Annotated in this window: 17 protein-coding genes; 4 read left to right on the forward strand and 13 right to left on the reverse strand. The window is 71.7% G+C overall.

The window, feature by feature from the left end; translation table 11 throughout:
- Positions 1-229 precede the first annotated feature (229 nt).
- The 12 genes from GXW74_RS26585 to tssA form a co-directional block, all read right to left on the reverse strand.
- The gene (locus GXW74_RS26585) at positions 230-1,273 is read right to left on the reverse strand and encodes a hypothetical protein (RefSeq protein WP_211849810.1); all 1,044 of its coding nucleotides are present in this window, start codon (positions 1,271-1,273) and stop codon (positions 230-232) included.
- A gap of 10 nt (positions 1,274-1,283) precedes the next feature.
- Entirely contained in the window at positions 1,284-1,973 is a 690-nt protein-coding gene (locus GXW74_RS26590; protein ID WP_211849811.1) for an OmpA family protein, read from the reverse strand.
- Positions 1,974-2,037: 64 nt separating this feature from the next.
- Positions 2,038-3,540, reverse strand: coding sequence for a class I SAM-dependent methyltransferase (locus GXW74_RS26595; protein WP_211849812.1), 1,503 nt, complete (start codon positions 3,538-3,540; stop codon positions 2,038-2,040).
- A 24-nt stretch (positions 3,541-3,564) separates the two neighbouring features.
- Positions 3,565-5,067: a class I SAM-dependent methyltransferase gene (locus GXW74_RS26600; RefSeq protein ID WP_211849814.1), complete on the reverse strand. Its 1,503-nt coding sequence runs from the start codon at positions 5,065-5,067 to the stop codon at positions 3,565-3,567.
- 18 nt (positions 5,068-5,085) lie between these two features.
- Positions 5,086-6,198 carry a type VI secretion system baseplate subunit TssG gene (gene tssG, locus GXW74_RS26605; protein WP_211849815.1) on the reverse strand — a complete coding sequence of 371 codons (1,113 nt, stop codon included), beginning with the start codon at positions 6,196-6,198 and terminating at the stop codon, positions 5,086-5,088.
- A complete protein-coding gene (gene tssF / locus GXW74_RS26610) occupies positions 6,195-8,021 on the reverse strand; it encodes a type VI secretion system baseplate subunit TssF (RefSeq protein WP_211849816.1) in 1,827 nt (608 codons plus the stop codon). The genes tssG and tssF overlap by 4 nt, the downstream gene beginning before the upstream one ends.
- Before the next feature lie 3 nt (positions 8,022-8,024).
- Positions 8,025-8,516, reverse strand: coding sequence for a type VI secretion system baseplate subunit TssE (tssE, locus tag GXW74_RS26615; RefSeq protein WP_211849817.1), 492 nt, complete (start codon positions 8,514-8,516; stop codon positions 8,025-8,027).
- A gap of 259 nt (positions 8,517-8,775) precedes the next feature.
- Positions 8,776-9,561, reverse strand: coding sequence for a type VI secretion system accessory protein TagJ (locus GXW74_RS26620; protein ID WP_211849818.1), 786 nt, complete (start codon positions 9,559-9,561; stop codon positions 8,776-8,778).
- Positions 9,558-11,120, reverse strand: a complete 1,563-nt coding sequence (gene tssC, locus GXW74_RS26625; protein ID WP_211849819.1) for a type VI secretion system contractile sheath large subunit — start codon at positions 11,118-11,120, stop codon at positions 9,558-9,560. The genes GXW74_RS26620 and tssC (GXW74_RS26625) overlap by 4 nt, the downstream gene beginning before the upstream one ends.
- A 34-nt stretch (positions 11,121-11,154) precedes the next feature.
- On the reverse strand, positions 11,155-12,651 hold the full coding sequence (gene tssC / locus GXW74_RS26630) for a type VI secretion system contractile sheath large subunit (protein ID WP_211849820.1): 1,497 nt from the start codon (positions 12,649-12,651) through the stop codon (positions 11,155-11,157).
- Positions 12,652-12,655: 4 nt separating this feature from the next.
- The gene (gene tssB, locus GXW74_RS26635) at positions 12,656-13,162 is read right to left on the reverse strand and encodes a type VI secretion system contractile sheath small subunit (protein ID WP_211849823.1); all 507 of its coding nucleotides are present in this window, start codon (positions 13,160-13,162) and stop codon (positions 12,656-12,658) included.
- A 105-nt stretch (positions 13,163-13,267) separates the two neighbouring features.
- The gene (tssA, locus tag GXW74_RS26640; protein ID WP_211849824.1) at positions 13,268-14,392 is read right to left on the reverse strand and encodes a type VI secretion system protein TssA; all 1,125 of its coding nucleotides are present in this window, start codon (positions 14,390-14,392) and stop codon (positions 13,268-13,270) included.
- 153 nt (positions 14,393-14,545) lie between these two features.
- Between tssA and tssH the strand changes: the two genes are divergently transcribed.
- The 4 genes from tssH (at position 14,546) to GXW74_RS26660 (ending at position 18,844) form a co-directional block, all read left to right on the forward strand.
- The gene (tssH, locus tag GXW74_RS26645; RefSeq protein ID WP_211849826.1) at positions 14,546-17,215 is read left to right on the forward strand and encodes a type VI secretion system ATPase TssH; all 2,670 of its coding nucleotides are present in this window, start codon (positions 14,546-14,548) and stop codon (positions 17,213-17,215) included.
- 72 nt (positions 17,216-17,287) lie between these two features.
- A complete protein-coding gene (locus GXW74_RS26650) occupies positions 17,288-17,776 on the forward strand; it encodes an Hcp family type VI secretion system effector (RefSeq protein WP_211849828.1) in 489 nt (162 codons plus the stop codon).
- A gap of 88 nt (positions 17,777-17,864) precedes the next feature.
- Positions 17,865-18,374 carry a type VI secretion system tube protein Hcp gene (locus tag GXW74_RS26655; protein ID WP_211849829.1) on the forward strand — a complete coding sequence of 170 codons (510 nt, stop codon included), beginning with the start codon at positions 17,865-17,867 and terminating at the stop codon, positions 18,372-18,374.
- 11 nt (positions 18,375-18,385) lie between these two features.
- The gene (locus tag GXW74_RS26660; RefSeq protein WP_211849830.1) at positions 18,386-18,844 is read left to right on the forward strand and encodes a type VI secretion system tube protein Hcp; all 459 of its coding nucleotides are present in this window, start codon (positions 18,386-18,388) and stop codon (positions 18,842-18,844) included.
- 456 nt (positions 18,845-19,300) lie between these two features.
- Here the strand turns inward: GXW74_RS26660 and GXW74_RS26665 are convergent, their stop codons facing one another.
- Positions 19,301-20,014, reverse strand: a complete 714-nt coding sequence (locus GXW74_RS26665; RefSeq protein WP_211849831.1) for a PP2C family protein-serine/threonine phosphatase — start codon at positions 20,012-20,014, stop codon at positions 19,301-19,303.
- Positions 20,015-20,187 lie beyond the last annotated feature (173 nt).

Below are 20,187 nucleotides of genomic sequence, written 5' to 3' on the forward strand. Positions count from 1 at the left end.
CCCCCCCCCCCCCCCCCCCCCCCCCCCCCCCCCCCCCCCCCCCCCCCCCCCCCCCCCCCCCCCCCCCCCCCCCCCCCCCCCCCCCCCCCCCAATTCCGCCCTCACCGGTCATTCCAAAGGGCCGTTGGTATGAGGGCACGAAAAGGCTGATGCCAGCGGTCGCGAATAGCGGCCGCTGGCATCATGCCCTCCTCACAAGGAATGAGGATCGGGCCGGTTGCGATCGTCGCTATCGCGGCGCGCCGGCCCGCAGCGCCGCCGCGATCTCGGCCGCCCGCGCATCCGTCAGCCCGGCATGGGACGGGCTGAAGAAGCGCGCATCGGGAGTGAAGAGCAGGTAGGCCATGGCCTCGTTCATCATCACCTCCTCCAGCGCGGGGTCGTAGCCCTCGCGTTCGAGGAAGGCGCGGAAGCTCGCGCGTTCGGCCTCGGTGAAGACCTCCCGCCAGACGCGGGCGACATGGGCGGCGAAGCGGGCATTGGTGAAGAAATGCCCGTGGCCGATCTCGTGGTGCAGGATGGCACGGCGCATCGTGGCATCGACGCGCGGGCCAAGACCTGGGACGGAGATCATCGCGAAATCCTCCGACGGCGGCAGCAGGCGGCGCAGGCGAGCCACCTCGCCGCGCAGCCAGGTCTCCTCCGGCGTCAGGGCGATGCCGTCGCGGTCGGCGAGCGCGAAGAAGCGCTCGACGTCGCGGCCGCGGTAGTTGTGGCCGTAGTAGTAGGTGTCGGGCGTGTCGCCGTTGGCCGCGATGGCGCGGGCCAGCGCTGCATCGTCCAGCACGCGGTCGCGCGGCTGGCCGACCTTCTCGACGAGCGCCGCGACGCGGTTGAGGGCGGCGCCCTGACTGGCGAGGCTCGGGAAGTCGATGATGAAGACGTGCGGGTTCTCGGCCAGGCGGAACACTGTCGGTGCCCTCGCCTGGTGGGCGAGGATCTCGTCTTCCGTGGCGATGGGCGGGCCGATCGCCGGCGCCGGCACGGGAACGACCGGCGGGGTCGGCGCCGGCAGCGAGGGTGCCGGCATGGAGGGCGGCGCCATGGCGGCGGATGCTTCCGGCTTGGGCGGCGGCTCCGGCGGCGCCTGCCGGCCGAACATGTACCAAGCCGCCCCGACGGCGACCGCGAGGGCGATTGCGATGCCGGCGGCCAGCAGGGCCGCACCGATCAGCGCAGCCCGCGGCCCGCCGCCCCCCCGGGGTGGGGCGGCTGCGCCCGGTGCAGCCGCCTGCCGCGCCGGCAGGCGAACGGTCGCGTCGTCCTCCGTCACGCGCAGCCCGTCAGCTGCCGATGTTCACCACCTGCACGCGGCGGTTCCGCGCATTCGGCGTCTGGTCCGGCGTCGGTACGAGGAGCTGGGTCTCGCCGAGGCCGACCGCTTCGAGCCGCTGCGGGCTGACGCCGAACTTGGCGATCAGGTACTCGCGCACCGCCGCGGCGCGGCGTTCCGACAAGGACTGGTTCGTGGCGGTGTCGCCGACCGTGTCGGTATGGCCTTCGATGCGGAAGCGGTAGCCGGCAAGGTCCTGGGAGGAGAGCGCGCGGCCGAGCGGTGCGAGCGCACGCTCCGCCTCCGGCGTCAGCATCGCGGAACCGGTCGAGAACATGACGGTGATGGAGGCCGACGGCGCGTCGGAGGTGGTCTCGCGCACCGGCGGCCGGGCGACGGCCTGGACAGGGCGCGAGGTGCTGGTCGGGCTGGCGACCGGCGCGCCCGGACCGGCGACGGAGGGAGCCGGCGTCGGCGCCGGCTGCTGTCCGTAGATCGGCGCCGGCTGCACCGGTGCGGAGGGCGGCGGCGCGGCCTCGGTGCCGCCCGGCACGCGGATGCCGCGCGTCTGGCCCCCGGCCTGCGGCCGCAGCCGTTCGATGAGTTGCAACGCGGCCGGGTCGGACTGCGCCAGCACGGGCGGCACACCGACGGCGAATGCCAGCGCGGCGGCGCCGGCCAGCAGGAGCGAACGGGTCATGCAGAGCCCTCCTTCGATATCATGAGATTTAGCATGGGCAGACCGTGCCCGCATCCGAAGCGGTTCATACCAGGCCGATCCTGCGCCAGGCCGGCAGGCGCTTCTCCAGCAGCCGGGCGATGCCTTCCGCCATCCGCGACCGCGCCTCGGGACCGTCGCGGGGGCTGACCAGTGCCTCGATGAGGGCCGCGGTTTCCGCCGGCACGCCGGCCTGCAGCGCGACGATCGCGGCAAGTTCCGACGGCGATGCCGGGATGGCGGTGCCGAGCGCCGGCACGACGGCGCCGAGCGGCGCCGAGGCCGCAGCGGCCTCCGGCGCGAGGCGCCGCAGCAGCGTCGCGTTGCAGCGCGCCGCGCGCGCGCGCGCCTCGGCGCCGACATCGACGTCGCGCCAGAGCGGGCTCGCGACATCGCCTTCCAGCAGCAGCACCGCGAGGTCGAGCGGCGTCAGCCCCTCGAGCGCCGGCAGCGCGGCGAGTTCCCCGAGCGACCTCGGCCCGGCGGCGAGCGCGGTGAGCAGCGCCTCGGCCTGGTGCGGCGGCAGCGAGGCCTCGCCCACCTCGGTCGGGATGTGGATCTTCGCCGCCTCCGGCGCGACGTCGAGCGCCATCCGGATGCCGGGGAGCATTTCCCGTCCGCCAGGCCGGCGGCCGCGCACGAAGATGTCGGTTCGGAAGCGGCGCGTCAGGAAGACGTCGAGAACCGTCTCACGCGCCAGGCCCGGCGGGGCGGCGGCCACCGCGTGCAGCCGCGTCTCCGTCAGGTTGAGGTCGGGCAGGCTGCGCGCCGGGCGGGCGCAGCCGCCGTAGTCGAGCCGCGCGCGCTCAAGGTCGCGCGCCAGGTCCGCGTGGAAGAGCGGCCGCCAGAAGCTGGTCAGCCATTCATGCACCATGTAGGCGGGCGCGCTGCGGCCGCGCGAGAGGATGTAGTCCAGCACCTCTTCCCGCGGCAGGTGGCGGGCGCCGGCGGCGCGCAGCGCCTCGATGGCGGCGAGCGCCGCGGCGCCGCGCTCGGTGTCGGTGCCCGGCATGCCGCGCACCGCTTCCTCGAGCAGACGCTGCAGCGGGATGCAGTCGGCGAAGCCCGGCAGGGCGTTGTAGCCCATGAAGACGAGGCCGCCCGCCTTCACGCGGGACCGCAGCAGCCGGACGATGCCCTCCCGCACCGCGTCAGGCACCCAGGTCCAGACGCCGTAGCAGATGACGACGTCCACCTCGGGCAGCAGGCGGGCGCTCGATTCCTCGTCGAGTTCGGCGAGGTCGGCCTCGATGAAGCGGGCATTGTCGAGGCCGGCCTCGGCGGCGATCTCGCGCGCCTCGGCGATGTGCACCGGCTGGAGGTCGAGGCCGATGACGTCCCAGTGCGGATTGGCCGCCGCCAGCAGGCAGGCGGTGACGCCGCGCCCGCAGCCGATGTCGAGCACGGTGATGCGCTCGCGGTCGGCCGGGCGCCACACGGTATCGGCGATGGCGAGCGTCATCTGCAGGCGCGGCGGCGCGGTATCGGGCTGGTAGGCGGCGACGTAGCGCACATCGGCGGCGCCGTAGCGGGTGCGGGCGTCAGCCATGGCGGGCCATCCCTGCGCGGCGGATCATGCCAGCCCCATCAGGCGCCAGGCCGGCAGGCGTTGCGCGAGCACACCCTCGATGCCGGCGCGCGCGCCCTCGATCGCCTGCGGCCCGCCATCGGGATCGGCGAGCAGCGCGGCGAGTGCGTCAGGGTCGGGCGGCGCGCCCTCCTGCAAGGCCACGGCGACGGCAAGTTCCGCCGCACCCATCTGGACCGCGCAGCCGAGCGCCGGCACGGCGGCGCCGAGCGGCGCATCGATCGCCACCGCCTCCCGCGCCAGGCGGCGCAGCAGCGTCGCGTTGCAGCGCGCCGCCCGCGCCGTCGCCTCGGCATCCACCGCCGGATCGCGCCACAAGGGATGGGCGAAGCCGCTGTGCACCAGCATGACCGCGAGGTCGAGCGGATTGAGGTCTTCATTGCCCGGCAGCGCGGCGAGCTCGCCGAGCGTGGCGGGGCCGCGCGCGAGGGCCTCGGTGATGGCGGCGGACTGGTGGTCGGGCAGCTCCGCCTCGCCGCTCTGCGTGCGCAGCACGATGTTCGCCGCCCCGGGCGCGGCAGCGAGCGTCACGCGCACGCCCGGCAGGCTACGGCGGCCACCCGGGCGGCGCCCGCGGACGAAGATGTCGGTGCGGAAGCGCCGCGTCAGCAGCGTGTCGAGCAGCGTCTCGCGCGCGAAGCCCGGCGGCGCGGCATCCATCGCCGCCTGCTGCTCGGGCGTCAGGTTGAGGTCGGGCATCCCCTGCTCCGGCCGCGCATAGCCGCCGTATTCGAGGCCCGCGCGCGTCAGGTCGCGCGCCAGGTCGGCATGGAAGACCGGCCGCCAGCAGGCGGTCAGCCATTCATGCGCCATGTAGGCGGGGTTGCGCCGGCCGCGCATCAGGATGTGGTCGAGCACCTCAGGCTTCGGCAGGTAATGGGTGCCCGCCTCGCGCAGCGCCTCGACCGCCGCCAGGGCCGCCGCGCCGCGTTCCGCCTCGCCGCCCGGCACGCCGCGCGCGGCATCCTCCAGCAGGCGTTGCAGCACGATGCAGTCGGCGAAGCCGGGCAGCGCGTTGTAGCCCATGAACAACACGCCGCCGGGCTTCAGCCGCGCGCGCAGCAGGCGGAGGATCCCTTCCCGCACCGGGTCCGGTACCCAGGTCCAGACGCCGTAGCAGATCACGACGTCCACTTCCGGCAGCAGCCGCGCCGCCTTCGCCTCGTCGAGTTCGGCAAGGTCGGCCTCGATGAAGCGGGCATTGCCGAGGCCCGCCTCGGCGGCGAATTCGCGCGCCTCGGCGATATGCGCAGGTTGGAGGTCGAGGCCGATCACGTCCCAGCCCGGATTGGCCGCGGCCAGCAGGCAGGCGGTCACGCCGCGGCCGCAGCCGATGTCGAGCACCGTGATCCGGTCGCGGTCGGCGGGCGTCCACACCGTGTCGGCGACGGCGAGCGCGAGCTGCAGGCGCGGCGGCGCGGCTTCCCGCTGATAGGCGGCGAAGTAGCGTACATCGGCCGCGCCGTAGCGGGCCCTGAGGTCAGACATCGCGGCAGGCACCCCGCATCAGACGACTTCCCGCGGCTCGAAGACGGCATCCCGCGCATCCTTGCGCCGCGCGCGGGAGGTCGGCGTCCAGGTGGACCAGCCGAGCCGCGCGCCGCCGCCGGCGGTCGCGGCCGGCACTTCCTCCTTGCGCAGCACCAGGTTCACCGCGAAGGCAGTGTCCGGCCCCACGAAGAGGCGCGCGAGCTGGGTCACGCGCAGCCACATCGGCGTGCCCGGCAGCAGCGCCTCGAATTCCGCCCGCGTCAGCGGACCGAAGCGGATGATGAAGCGCGCCTGCGGATCCCACACCTGCGCGCCGGCCGTCGCGGAAACGCCAAGGGCGCAATGCTGGAGCGCGCCGCGCCCCTTCGGCATGCGCGTCTGCTCCTCGGCCGGCAGGCGGATGTAGCCGCCGGCGAATTCCTCGATCTCCACCGGGCGGCTGGTCTCGGCTTCCAGCATCGCGCGCAGCCGCTCCGCGCTGCGCGTCCGGGATGAGAGGTTGCCGGCGTGGAAGAGCAGGTCCTCGAAGGGCACGCGCATGCGGCCGTCGAGGTGCGGCGTCCTCATGCCGATGGCGGCGGCGAGCGCATCCGAGGTCGGCTCCGGATTGCGCGTCGGCCGGTACTTCGCGCCCGCCTTGGCGTAGAGCCCGGTCGTCCGGCGCGACAGCATGTCCAGGAAGGCGTGCAGCGCGAGGGACCGCTTGCGCTGCTCGGCCGCCACCATCGCCGTGTGGTGGCGCGGCAGCACGCCGCCGGCACCCACCAGGCCGAAGGTGCCGAGGGTGAGTTCGCCCTCCTCCGGCCTCGCCTGCACCACCGGCCCGCCTGGCATGGCGAGCCGTGCCGAGGTGGACAGGCGCAGCGATTCCGGCTCGTTCCTCGGTGCGCGAGCGGCGCGCTGGGTCACCGCCACCGCCTGGTCGAGGTCGAAGCGCGTCGGTTCCCGCCGCAGCCGCTCGATCGGCGAGAGCGGCGCGAGGCTTGGCGAAGGTGGCGGTTCGGGCGGCGGCCGGGCGGCGGCGGCTTCCTCCTGCGTCGCCACGGTGAGGGCGTCGAGGTCCGGCAGCGCCGGCGGCGCCTCGGCCGGCACCACGACTGGCGGCCCGTCCTGCGGCGTGCCGCTCACAGCAGCGTCCGCGTGCCGCTGCGCGGCGCGAAGCGAGCGACCAGACCGGGTCGGCCACGCAGCGCGACCTGGGTCCGGGAGAAGGCGTTGACCGAGACCTGCAGCGCCAGGAAGCGTTCCAGCACCTGCGCCAGCGGATAGAGCCCGGCGGCCGCCCAGGTCTGCGCATCGAAGGTCAGCGTCACATCGAGCCCGCGCGCGAAGGCGCCGGCGCGCCCGCCGGGCAGGCGCGCCACGCCGGGCCGCGCATCGACGGCGGCAAGCGCGCCGATCGCCGCGCGCGTCTCGGCCGAATCGCGCAGGTCGTGCAGGCGCAGGATCTCACGCAGCGCCGCCGCCCCCTGCTCGCCCCCGGTGATCGAGAGGTGGTTGAGCGCGAGGTGGGAGATCAGCCGCCAGGCGCCGCGGTCGTTCAGCCCGGGGCGCAGCGTGGGCGTCGGCGGGGAGAGGCAGTCGATCGCGGACAGCGGCGCGCCGCCCTGTGATACGCGCAGCCGCGGCTGGCCGGCGCCGAAGGGCAGCATGGCGGGCAGGTCGCGGTTGCAGCAGAGGGCTTCGACCGTCAGCACGCCCTCGGCCGGGCGAGCCGGGTCGAACCCGGCGTCGCGCAACTCGATCCAGGTCTGGGTGCCGGTGATGGGCGGTGTCGCGCCGCGGCGGAAGGTGACGTAGTTCGCCTCCTCCATCGCCGCCTCCTCCGCCTCCGCGCGGCCGAGCCGGTAGAAGGGCAGCACGCTGCGGCGCAGGCCGTCCGGGCGGCTCTCGCGCACCTGCTCGATGGCGTAGACCTCGAGCGCGGCGGGGCGGCGCGCATCGGGCATCACCATCCACTCGGACTGCGTGCCGTCGAGGGCGATCGGCTCGCAGCGGTGCGGGAAGAGGTTGATCGCCGGGGTGCAGCCGAGCGCCACGTTCTCCGGCCCCAGCACGCGCTCGAGCTCCGGCATGGCGCGGCTGAGGTAGACATAGATGTCGAGCCGGTCGCTCTCCTGCAGCAGGGTGCGCGCCTCGAGCCCGGTGATGTCGAGGTAGAGGAACTTCTCCGGAAAGGCGAACCACTCCGTCAGCATGCGGTAGCCGGCGAAGGAGCGGCTCGGCCAGGGCAGCGCCGCCTCGTCCTGCGCGAAGCCGGCGGGTGCCAGGCATTCCGGCCCGAGCAGCGTCGGCCGCGGGTCGGCCGGGCTGTCGGCGAGCGCGATGCCGAGGGTCGAGGTGCAGAGCAATTCGTGCAGCAGCGCCGCCTGCGCGCCGACGCCCCGCAGATGCAGCCGCAGCCGGTCCAGCCCCATCTTCGCGAAGGTCAGGTCCTGCGACGCGATGCGCAAGCCGATGCGCAGGCAGGCCGCCGCCCCCTGCACGCGGGGATTGGCCGGCGCGGCGATGGGCTGGCCGGCGAGCTTGAAGGTCTCGATCGCCACCGGCCAGATGGTGACGTCGTGGCAGGTGGAGAAGCGGACCGGCTCCCCGCGCACCGCCTCGGTTTCCAGCAGCAGGCCGCGCGGGATGCGCGTCGCGCCCTGCGCGTCGGGCGGCGCGCCGAGGCGCAGCGTCGTCATCGACGGCACCGGCGCGAGCAGATGCGGCGAGAGCATTTCGAGCAGCGTCTCGCTGAACTCGGGCAGCTCGTCGTCGAGGCGCTGCTGCACCCGCGCGGCGATGAAGGCCACACCTTCGAGCAACCGCTCGACATAGGGGTCGTCCACCGCCTCCGGCGTCACGCGCAGCCGGGCGGCGACCTTCGGATAGGCGTCGGCGAACTCGCCCGCGAGCTTGCGGATCGCGCCGAGTTCCCGGTTGTAGTAAGGGAGCAGCGATTCGGACACCGCTCAGTCCTCCCGCACCGCGACGTCGAGCGTCGTCGGGCGCACCAGCGTCTCGAAGGAGATGTGCTCGGGCACCGGGTCGGTGCGCAGCACGGCCTCGATGCGCAGGCGGAGAACGCGGTCGATCGCCTCGCGCTCCTCCTTGCGCAACTGAACCTTCACATTGGTCAGCCGCGGTTCGAAGCGGGTGATGGTGGCCTGGATCTCGCGCGAGAGCGCCGCCCGCCGCTCCTCCTCGGTGAAGGAACCGGCGGTCGGGTCCGGCACGCCGTAGCCGGTGGGCGAGAGCGGCAGCTCCGCCAGCCCCGGATCGGGCGGCAGGCGCCGCCGCCGCGCGTTCAGCAGCGATTCGATGTCGCGCCGCACCGCGAGGCGAAGCTGCTCCACCGCCACCGACTGCGAGAGCGGCGGATCGCGCGGGCTGTCCGGATCGGCATCCAGCAGCCGGTCGAGCAGCGGCAGGCGGATGCGCGGGCTCGATCGGTTGTCGCTCATTCTGCCGGCCTCGGGCGCCGGCGCGCGCATTCGCGCGCCTGGCTCGCGCGCGGCGCACTGGCGCACCGGGCGCGGCGCACGGTCTGGGCGCGGTCGCGCCTTGCGCTCCCGGCCCGAGGCAGAGCTTCGGGCCGCTGGGTGCGGGCTTGCCGATCGCGTCCGGATGCGTGGCCGCGCCGCACGCCCCGGGTCCGGCGCAGGGCATCGGGCCGAAGGTCGTTCAGCGGAGCAGGCAGCATCATGGTTCTCGTCCGCGACGTCAGTCGAAGGCAATCTCGGTGAGCTCGGTCAGCGTCTTCGCTTCCTCGCCCACCAGGAATTCGCGCATGCCGAGGCCGCGCACCAGGCCGCCTTCCTCCTGCCACTCGGTCCCCCGCCCGAGGCGCAGCGGGTTCGGCATGTCCTTGGCCGTCCAGGGATAGATCACGGGGATGTAGACCACGCCTTCCTGGCCGTCCTTCATCTCGATGCTGGCGCGCCGCCAGTAGAGGTCCCGCGGGCGCTTCGGCGCGTCGAAGGACAGCGCGCGCAGGCGCTCGGTCGGCACCCACAGGTATTCGCCGCCGGCGGTGTGCACCTCGATCATCGCGGCGAAGACGTCGTCGGCGTCGCGGAAATCGTCGAAGGCGGTGCCGTCGATCTTCCCCGGCACGCGCGGACGGAGCGATTCGATCTCGGTCGCGGCGGCCGCCGCGCCCGCGGTGTCGCCCGCGCGCAGCAGCGTGATGGCGCGCGCCGTCGCCTTCTGCGCCTCGGTCGGATCCTCGCCCTGGAACTTCGGCACGCGGCCTTCCGCCAGCACCTGGCGGCGCACCACCTCGCCGCGGATGAGCTGGCGGAACTCCATCACCGTGGGCGAGGGCGTGTCCTCGATGACGGCATCCAGCGCACGGTCGGCGCGCTCGAACTCGCCCGCGAAGACCAGCATCTCGGCGAGCAGCCAGCGCGGCCCCGCCTCCCGCGGAGCCGCCTTGACCGCGGCGGTCGCCGCCGCCACCGCCCCTTCGATGTCGCCCGCCTTGAATGCGTCGCCTGCCGTCGTCATGCCGCTTGCCTCGCCGCCTGGAGATCCGTCACGAGGCGGAAGGCCGCCCCCACCTCGTCCAACTGGTAATGCGGCTGCAACAGGATGGTGCAGCCGTAGACGCCCGGTTGGCCGGGCTTCTCGTTCACCTCGACACGCGCGTCGCGCAGCGGATACCGCGCGCCTTGCTCACCCGCCGAGCCGGAAATATTGGTGAAGCCCTGCAGCCATTTCTGCAGGCGCCGCTGGATATCGTCCGCCGTCTTGAAGGAGCCCACCATGTCGCGGCCCATCAGCTTCACGCAATGGGCGAAGCGGCTGACGCAGAGCATGGCGTTGAACTGCGCCGAGAGGCGCTGGTTGGCATTCGCCGCCATCGCCGTCTCCCCGGTCATGCGCGGGGGGCGGTGGATCGAGGGCGTCGCGGCGAAGGTCGCCTCCGGCAGCAGCTCGAGGCCGATGAAGGGGATCAGCCCGGCCTCGACCGCCTGGCGTTCCTGGTCGTCGGTCAGCGCCACCTCGACCGGCGGGCGCAGCGCGGCATCGCGCGGGTCGCCCGAGAGGCGCTCGGCGGGCAGGTTCTCGATCACGCCGCCGGCGGGTTCGCGGCTGACGGCGGCGCCACGCACGTCCGCCGGCCAGGAGGCGCGCGCGAAGGCGCGGATGGAGGCAGCGGCCAGCGCGTAGCCTGCATTCATCCAGACGCGCGAATCGGAATCGGGTGCGTATTCGCGATAGCGGAATCCGTCCGCCCGCGTCGCATCGTCCGGCCAGGGCGCGCGCGCCAGCGCCCGCGGCAGCAGCACGGCGAGGAAGCGGCTGTCCTCGCGCCCCTGCAGCGCGCGCCAGCGTGTCCGGTCGGCGGCCTTCAGCACGTCCGTCAGGTCGGCCGCGGCGTTCAGCCCGCCCCAGGTGTCGAAGCCGAGCAGCGCGGGGTGCGCCGCGATGGCGGCCGGCGCGAAGGCCGCCGCGGCGACGCCCGCCAGGCCGTCCAGCCCCGCCACGTCGTCGGTCGGGCTGCCGGGGCCCGGCACGTGGCGCACCTCATAGTCAGCGAGGAGCATGCCGAAGGGTTCGCCGCCCGGCGTGCCGAACTCGCCCTCGTAGACCATCTTGAACAGGGCCGACTGGTCGAATTCCAGCGCGCGCTCGAAGTCGCGGCACAGCTCCGCCCAGCGTGCCGTCAGGATGCGCAGCTTGATGCGCGCGCCGAAGGGCACGCGGTCCACCAGCCAGGACAGGGCCCGCCAGCCGCCTTCCAGGCGGCGCAGGCGTTCATGATGAAGAATGCGATCGAGCTGCGTGCCGATCAGCCGGTCGAGCGCGGCGATGTCGCGGTCGACCGCTTCCTCCAGCCGCGCCATGGCGAGCTTGCGGCCGGCGGCACTGCCATCCTGCCGCAGGAGAGTGTCGAGCCGCGGCCCGAACCATGCCTGAAGGCTCGCCGCCGCGGACTCCTCGGCGAGAAAAGCCGCGATGCCCTCCGCACCGGCCGATCCGCCCCCCTGGCCGAGGAAGCGGCCGGAGAGCACGAGCGCGCGGAGCGGCGCGGGCGGGTCAGTGTCGGTTACCTGCGGCATGGCGCCGCACCCCTCTGTCCCCGCCCGGCCGTGGTCAGGCCTTCTGCGGAATGCGCGCGACCATGCGCATGGAGGTGGAGAGTTCCTCCATCTGCAGCCACGGGCGAAGATAGGCGACGGCGTTGTAGACGCCGGGCTTGCCCGGCACTTCCTTCACCTCGACCTTCGCCTCGCGCAGCGGATAGCGGGCCTTCATCTCCTGGCCGGCATTCTCGTTGCTGTTGACGTAGTTGCGGATCCAGCGGTTCAGCCAGACCTCGACATCCGACGCCTCCATGAAGGAGCCGATCTTGTCGCGCGCCATCACCTTGAGGAAATGGGCGAAGCGCGACGTCGCCATGAGGTACGGCAGGCGGGCGGAGATGGCGGCGTTCGCCGTCGCCTCCGGCCGGTCGTACTTCTTGGGCTTCTGCACGGACTGCGCGCCGAAGAAGACCGAGTAGTCGGTGTTCTTGTAGTGGCAGAGCGGCAGGAAGCCGAGGCCGGAGAGTTCGGCCTCGCGCCGGTCGGTGATGCCGATCTCGGTCGGGCACTTGGTGTCGCTGTCGCCGTCATCCGAGGTGAAGACGTGCGTCGGCAGGTTCGACACCTTGCCGCCGCCTTCCGCACCGCGGATGGCGACGCAGAAGCCGTACTGCGCGAAGGCGTCGGTGAGCCGCGCGCCCATCACGTAGGCGGCGTTCATCCAGCAGTAGTGCTCGTGCTCCATCGCCTTGGGCTTGCCCGCGGCGTCGTACGGCGCTTCCTCGTAGTTGAACTCCTCGACCGGCACGGTCGCGGCGCCGTAGGGCAGGCGCGCGATCGTCCGCGGCATGACGAGGTTGAGGAAGCGCGCATCCTCGGTGTCGCGCAGGCTGCGCCACTTGGTGTACTCGGCCGTCTCGAAGATCTTGGCGAGGTCGCGCGGCTTCGACAGTTCGCGGTAGTCGTTCATGCCGAACATCTGGGCGGAGGCCGCCGAGATGAAGGGCGCGAAGGACGCCGCCGCGACCGAGGAGACCAGGCGCAGCGTCTCGATGTCGTCGGGATGGCTGGTCCACTCGTAGTCGCCGATCAGCGCGCCGTAGGGCTCGCCGCCCGGGGTGCCGAACTCGTTCTCGTAGATCTTCTTGAACAGGGTGGACTGGTCGAACTCCACCGCGCGCTGCAGGTCGCGCGACATCTCGCGCTTGCTCATCTGCAGCAGGCGAAGCTTCAGCGAGGTGCCGGTCTCGCTGTTCATGACCAGGTAGTGCAGGCCGCGCCAGGAGCCCTCGAGCTTGCTGAACCGCTCGTGGTGCATAATCTGGTTGAGCTGCTCGCTGACCTTGCGGTCGATCTCGGCGATCGCGCGGTCGAAGGTCTGGCTGAGGTTGCGGCTGAAGGTGACGGTGCCCTTCAGCGCCTCCTCGGTCAGCGCCTTGATCAGGTCCTGGGCGCGATCGCGCTCGGTCTGCTTGGTGGCGCCAATGACCTGGTCGAGCAGGCCGAGGCCGCCTTCGGCCTCGGTCGTCGTCGTCGTGCCGGCGGGGGCCGACTGGGTGCCGCTCATCGTCTCAGCCCTCCTTCTTGTCGAGGCCGAGCTCGGCCGACAGCTTGTCGAGCTTGTCCTTGTCCTGCAGCACCTGCTCGAGAAGCCCCTCGAGCTCGTCCGAGCGGTCGACCTTCGACATCAGGTCGCGCAGCTTGGCGCGGGTCTCGAGCATCGCCTTCAGCGCCGGCACCTGCTCGGCCACGCGGGCGGGCTCGAAATCCTCGAGGCTGCGGAACTTCAGGTTGACCGCCATCTGGCTGCCGTCGCCGGCGAGCGTGTTGTCGACCTTGATGTTCAGGCCCGGCTGGATACGCGCCATCACGTCGTTGAAGTTGTCCCGGTCGATCTGCACGAACTTGCGTTCGGCGAGCGGCTTCAGCGGTTCGGTCGGATCGCCGGCGAAGTCGCCCATGATGCCGACGACGAAGGGCAGTTCGCGCTCGATCTGCGCGCCCTCGGTCTCGACCTCATAGGTGATGTGAACGCGCGGCTTGCGGACCCGCGCGAGCTTGTCGTGCACGCTGCTCATTAGAGTTCCTCCTAAGGGCGAGGTCCGTGGCCCAAGGGTTTCGGTTCGCGCGAAGATTACGCAGGCAGCCCGATCCGGGTCAACGCATCCGGATCACAGGCGACGTTACTCGGGAACGCGTATCCCGAGGCTCGTTAGCATGATCTTTCTCACACCGGCGTCGGGGAGGATCTCCTCCAGGAGCTCCGGCAGCGGCAGGCGCGCCCGGCGCACGGCGTCGTCGAGCGTGAAGGCGAGCGGCGAATGCGGCTCGGTCTTGCGGAAGAAGTTGGCGATCTCCTCGAGTTGGCGGATGGCATCGTCGCGCGTGCGGAGCGCCCGCGGCGCCCCGGCCGCCGCCGCGGGGGCACCGGGGGCGCCGGGGGCGGCAGCGGCAGCCTCGCCCTCGGCGGCGGCCTCCGCGCTCGGCTCCGGGGCGGGCGCGCTGGGGGCGCCGGCGATCTTGGTGCTCACCTCGATGATCGCCGCCAGCGCCTCCGACACCCGCCGGGTGGAGGGTGCATCGGCGCCGAAGACCGTGGTCAGGGCGGCATCCATCGCCGACCAGGCGGCCGCGGCGGCACGCGCGGCGTCGCCGGCCGCGCGCACCGTCGCGACATCCGCGCGCGCCTCGTTCTGCAGTGCGTCAAAGTCGGGCACGCCGGACTTGAGGCGCTGCTCCTTCCGCGCGGCATCGGCGAGCGCCGCGGTTTCCTCCGCGCGCTGCCAGGTGAAGAGGTCGCATGCGCCGCCATCGCCGCGATGGAACAAGGGGTAGCTGCGGATCGCGGCCATCAGGGTGCCGTCCGCCCCTTCCCCCGACAGGCCGCCGATCGGCGCGCTACGCCCCTCGATGCCGTCCTCGCCGTCGAGCGCCGGGTGGCCGTTCTGCCAGTACTGGGTACACAGGCCGGTGATGACCGAGGCGCCGTCGGCCAGACCCCGAAGGCCATCCAGCCTGACCAGGGCCTCGGTCATCCAGGCCGCCACCTCGAAGTCCTTCGACTTGGTCCCGAGGCACTCGATGCCGATCTTCTTCACCTCCCGCCAGGCGGCCGTGACGGCGGCGGGATTGGCGTCCGGATCGGCGCCGTCGATCGCGCGCTCGCCCGCTCGGGCGTCGTTCCGCTGGGTGCGGATGCGCTGATAGACCGAGTTCGGCGAATAGTCCGGGCGGATGTCCTCCCCCGCCCCCTCCCCGCTCGGCAGCGGCGCCAGCAACGCCTCGATATCGAGCACCCCTTCACCCATCGTAAACCCCCGATGTGACGCAGATTTCACGGCCGGACAGCGGCTGCGGCGCGGCACGCTAGCACGCTGGACTCGTTTCGCACGCCCCCTTACCGTTCGCGCCGCGGACCAAAGGGCAGTCCGCAGCGACATGCATATAGAGGTGCGTCCGACATGGTGGCGATCGACCTGAAATCACTCGTCGGGCGCATGAACGCGCTCACCCGCCGGCAGTTGGAAGCGGCCGCCGGCCTCACGCTCTCCCGCACGCACTACAACGTCGAGATCGAGCACGTGCTGCTCAAGCTGGTCGAGACCGGCGGGTCCGACGTCGCGGCCGTGCTGCGCAAGGGCGGCGTCGATGCCGGGCGGGTGGCCAACGAGATCACCCGTGCGCTCGACAAGTTCAAGACGGGCAATGCCCGCGCCCCCTCGCTGTCGCCGGACATCGTGACCTGGCTGCGCGAGGCCTGGCTGCTGACCAGCCTCGAGAGCACGGCGCCGAAGATCCGTTCGGGCCACCTGCTCGCCGCGCTGCTGAACGACGAGACGCTCGGCCGCACGGTCAAGGAAAGCGCGCCGTCGCTGCTGAACCTGCCGGCCGACGCGGTGCGGCGGAACCTCGGCGAACTGGCCGAAGGGAGCGAGGAAGCCGCTGAGGCCAGCGCCGAAGCCGCGGCCGGCCCCGCCGCGGGCGCGCCGGCTGGCGAGGCTCCGCGCGCGGGCGGGCCGCTCGACCAGTTCTGCACGGAACTCGTGGGGCAGGCGAAGGCGGGCAAGATCGACCCGATCCTCGGCCGCGACGGGGAGATCCGCCAGATGGTGGATATCCTGACGCGGCGGCGCCAGAACAACCCGATCCTCACCGGCGAAGCCGGCGTCGGCAAGACCGCGGTGGTCGAGGGCCTGGCGCTGAGAATCGCCGCCGGCGACGTGCCGGAGGCGCTCAAGGGCGTGAAGCTCTACTCGCTGGACATGGGCCTGCTGCAGGCCGGCGCCGGCGTGAAGGGCGAGTTCGAGAATCGTCTCAAAGGTGTCATCGACGCGGTGAAGGCCTCGCCGACGCCGATCGTGATGTTCATCGACGAGGCGCACACGCTGATCGGCGCCGGCGGCGCGGCCGGGCAGAACGACGCGGCGAACCTGCTCAAGCCGGCGCTGGCGCGCGGCGAGATGCGCTGCATCGCGGCCACCACCTGGGCCGAATACAAGAAGTACTTCGAGAAGGACGCCGCCCTGACCCGCCGCTTCCAGGTGGTGAAGGTCGAGGAGCCGTCCGAGCCGCTGGCGGCCGCCATGCTGCGCGGCCTGGTCGGCACGCTCGAGAAGCACCACGGCGTGCGCATCCTCGACGAGGCGATCACCGAGGCGGTGAAGCTCTCGGCCCGCTACATCCCCGCGCGGCAGCTGCCGGACAAGGGCGTGTCGCTGCTCGATACGGCCTGCGCCCGCGTCAGCATGAGCCAAGCGGCGATCCCGGCGCCGGTCGAGGATCGCCAGCGGCGCCTGTCGCTGATCGACACCGAGCTCGGCGCCATCGCGCGCGAGGAAGCGGCCGGCACCGACCACGCGGCGCGGCGCGTCACGCTCGAGCAGGAGCACGCCAAGGTCTCCGCCGAGCTCGAGGAGCTGCAGAACCGCTGGGAGGAGGAGAAGGCGCTCGTCGCGAAGATCCGCGACATCCGCCATCGCATCGAGGCCGCGGCGGTGCCGATGCCGGCACCGGAAGGCGGCACCGCGACGCCCGAGGACACCGAGGCGCTCAAGAAGGAACTGGTCGAGACCGCCGCCGCGCTGAAGAAGCTGCAGGGCGAGGAGCCGCTGGTCTTCCCGGTGGTGGACGGCCAGGCGGTCGCCGAGGTCGTCGCGACCTGGACCGGCATCCCGCTCGGACGGATGGTTTCCGACGAGATCCAGACCGTCCTGAAGCTGAAGGACAAGCTGATGGAGCGCGTGGTCGGCCAGGACCATGCGCTGGATGCGATCGCGCAGGCGATTCGCACGTCGCGCGCCGGGCTGATGGATCCGCGCAAGCCGATCGGCGTCTTCCTGATGGCCGGCACCTCCGGCGTCGGCAAGACCGAGACGGCGCTCGCGGTCGCCGACCTGCTCTACGGCGGCGAGCAGAACATGACGACCATCAACATGAGCGAGTTCAAGGAGGAGCATAAGGTCTCGCTCCTGATGGGCTCGCCGCCGGGCTATGTCGGCTACGGCGAAGGCGGCGTGCTGACGGAAGCGGTGCGCCGGCGCCCCTACTCCGTCGTGCTGCTGGACGAGATGGAGAAGGCGCATCCCGGCGTGCAGGACGTCTTCTACCAGGTGTTCGACAAGGGCGCGATGAAGGACGGCGAAGGCCGCGACATCGACTTCCGCAACACCGTCATCATCATGACGTCGAACGCGGGCACGGACACCATCGCGAAGCTCTGCGCCGATCCCGAGATGGCGCCGGAGCCAGAGCAACTGCGCGAGGCGCTGCAGCCCGACCTGCTGAAGGTGTTCAAGCCCGCATTCCTCGGCCGCTGCAACGTCGTCATCTACTATCCGCTCGCGGATGACATTCTGAAGAAGATCTGCGGGCTCAAGCTGCGCAGCATCGGCAAGCGGCTGAAGGAAGCCTACGGCGTGCCGCTGCAGGTGGACGACAGCGTGCCCGATGCGATCGTCGCGCGCTGCAAGGAAGTCGAGAGCGGCGCACGCAACATCGACAACATTCTGAGCCGCACCGTGCTGCCTGAGCTTTCCGCGCGCATCCTGTCGCGCCTCGCGGACGGGCATGAAATCCTTCAGGTCAAGGTGGGTATGAACGACGACGGCTCGTTCCGCTACGACGTCGGCTGAGCTATAGGATGGCTCACCAGGGGACGACAGCGGGTCGTCTCCCGGGGGCAGGATGGGAAAGGGAAAACGCACATGCCTATCTTCATGAAGTTCAAGGATATCAAGGGCGAGAGCACGACCGAGGGCTTCAAGGAGTGGACCGAGCTCACCTCCTTCGAGTTCGGCATCGGCCGTCGCATCGCCTCCGCCGGCGGCACCTCCACGCGTGAGGGCACGGTCGCGAACGTGAGCGAGATCGTGGTGAAGAAGGTCACCGACGGGACGACGGTGAAGTACTTCCAGCAGGCGCTGTTCGGGAAGCTCGACCGCGAAGTCGAGATCAAGATGGTCCGCACCGGTGCGGGCAAGCCGGAAGCCTTCCTCGGCTTCAAGCTCGAGGGCTGCGGCGTCGCCGGTCTTTCCTTCCGCGCCGCGGGCGGCCCGGGTGTGGACAGCCGTCCCGGCGAGACGCTGCACCTGAACTTCGACAAGATCACGATCGACTACAGCCCGATCGGCGACGACCTGACCGGCGCGCCCGAGCTCTACATGTGGAACCTCGCCACCTCGACCGGCGGCTGAGGACTTCGGGTCACCGGAGATCGAGCGCCGCCCGGAGCGATCCGGGCGGCGCTTTGCTTGAAGAGACCCGTTCAGGGAGCCCCGCATCATGGCCTTGCAATCCGGCCCGGCCTCCGACTCCATCTACATGTGCTTCGGCAGCGTGCCCGGCGAGGCGCGCACCACGCTGCACATCTCGAACTCGCCGGCGAGCGGCGGCTGGATCAAGCTGTCCTCCTGCAACTTCGGCGGGCGCGTCAGCCATCCTCAGCTCACGACCAAGCAGTCGGAGTTCGAAGGCGAGGCGCAGCCGGTGCGTGTCACCAAGGTGACCGACGCCTCCTCGGTCGGCCTGCTGCGGGAAGCGCTGACGGGCAGGTTCGACCAGCCAGTCGTCATCGTCTTCGTGCGCACCACCAACAGCGGACCGGCCGAATACATCCGGCTCGAGATGCAGGACTGCGGCATCGTCGAGTTCGACATGGCGGGCGGGGAGGAGCGGCAGACGGAGAGCTACGAGATCCGCTGCTCGATGATGACCCTCACGACCTGGCGCTTCGCCGGCAACACGCGCGGCGCGCAATCCGTGGTCGTGCTCAACAATGAGGCCGGACGCTGATGACAGTCCTGATGGAAATCTCCGGCATCGAAGGCGAAAGCCGGATCGCCGGCCACAGCGGTTGGTTGGCGCTCACCAGCTTCCGATGGGGTGGCCGTCGCGCGGTGCGGACGCACACCAGCGGCAGCTACCGCATGTCGTCCACCTACTCGACGGCGCAGCTGAGCGATGTGACCGTCACGCGGCAGGCCGATTCCGCGAGCGCCCTGATCTGGGACGCGATGATGAAGGGCAGCCCGGTGCCGATGAAGTTCCACTGGCTGCGTGCCGGCCATGGCGGCGAACCGACCACCTATCTCGAGGGCGAGTTCGAGAACGCGATCATTGTGGCGATCGAAACCGGCTCGGCCGGCGGCCGTCCGGTCGAGACTCTGGTCATCACCTACGAAGCGCTCGAGTTCCGCGTCGTGAACGTCGGCAATGTGCTCAGCGGCCCGCAGGATGTCGTCAGCTACCGGCTCGGCGCCTGAACATCGGGCGCGGCAAGGGTGTTCGTCCTAGCCGCCGCCTCGGCGCCGGGCGACGACCGCCAGGCGCGTCGCATGTTCGGCTATCTTGCACCCGATGTGACGTCCGGTCCGCGGCTCATCCGCTCCGCATCGCGCGGTCGGACTGGATGCGCGCCATGGTGCCGAAGGCTGCGCGACTTGCCCTTCCGCCGAGGCCGCCGGGGCATCAGCCATGCCGGTCGTCGCGCAGGCTGTTCCGTCGCGAGCCGCGCCTCATGCCAGCGGCATGACGCATCGGCACGTGCTGGGGCCGTGCAGGGCACCAGATGATGGTTTCCAAAGGCCTCGGGCCTTTGGCGGGGTGGCTTGGAGGGGCAGAGCCCCTCCAATTCCGCCCTCACCGGTCATTCCAAAGGGCCGTTGGTATGAGGGCTCGAAAACACGGCCACCAGCGGTCCCGAATGGCGGCCGTCGCCATTAGCCCAGACAGTCCACCGCGATCGCGCTGACATTGTCCCGCGCGCCGCGGCCCACCGCCTCGGTGACGATGTCGGCCGCATCGCTGCCTGCCGCCAGCATCGCGGCGATCTCGTGCTCGGCCATGGTCTTGAACAGGCCGTCCGTGCAGAGGAGGAACCGGTCGCCCTCGGCGACGCGGCCGGAGATCTTGTCGAGCTCAAGCTCCCCCATCGCGCCGATCGCGCGGGTGATGACGTTGGCCTGGGGGTGGCTCTCGGCCTCCTCTTCCCGCAGCGCGCCCTGGTCCACCAGTTCCTGCACCAGGCTATGGTCGCGCGTGACGCGCGACAGCTGCCCGTCGCGCAGAAGATAGCCGCGCGAATCGCCAGCCCAGAGCATCGCGAAATGTTCGCCGCGCACGAGCATGACGACGACGGTCGAGGCCAGGATCCGCCCCGGCCCGCGTCGCGCCGCCTCCTCCTGCAACTGGGCGTGCACCTGGGTAAGCTTCAGCCGCACCTGTGCCAGCAGTTCGGCGGCGGAAAGCCCCGGCGGAATGGTTTCCAGCGCGGCGACGATCGCGGCCGAGGCAACGTCGCCGGAGCCGTGCCCACCGGCACCGTCCGCCACGGCCCAGAGGCCGTATTCGGGTCGGTCCAGCAGGGCGTCCTCATTGCGCGGCCGCACGGCCCCCGGATGGGTCGCAGCGTGGGAGGTCAGGCGCCAGCTCATGCCTCGGCTTCCAGCAGGTAGGCGAAATCCTCGGCCGGCGGCAGGGCCGCGAGCGGCCAGACCATCGGCGGCACATGCGCCCCGCCGCGCGTCCACCAGCCGCCACCCGCGGGCGGTGGCGGGGCCTCGGCGGGCGGCGCGGCGGGCGGCGCCCCGGCATCCTCCCCCGGGGC

The sequence above is a fragment of the Neoroseomonas eburnea genome, from assembly GCF_018129005.1.
In the GTDB taxonomy this organism is placed as follows: Bacteria; Pseudomonadota; Alphaproteobacteria; order Acetobacterales; family Acetobacteraceae; genus Neoroseomonas; species Neoroseomonas eburnea.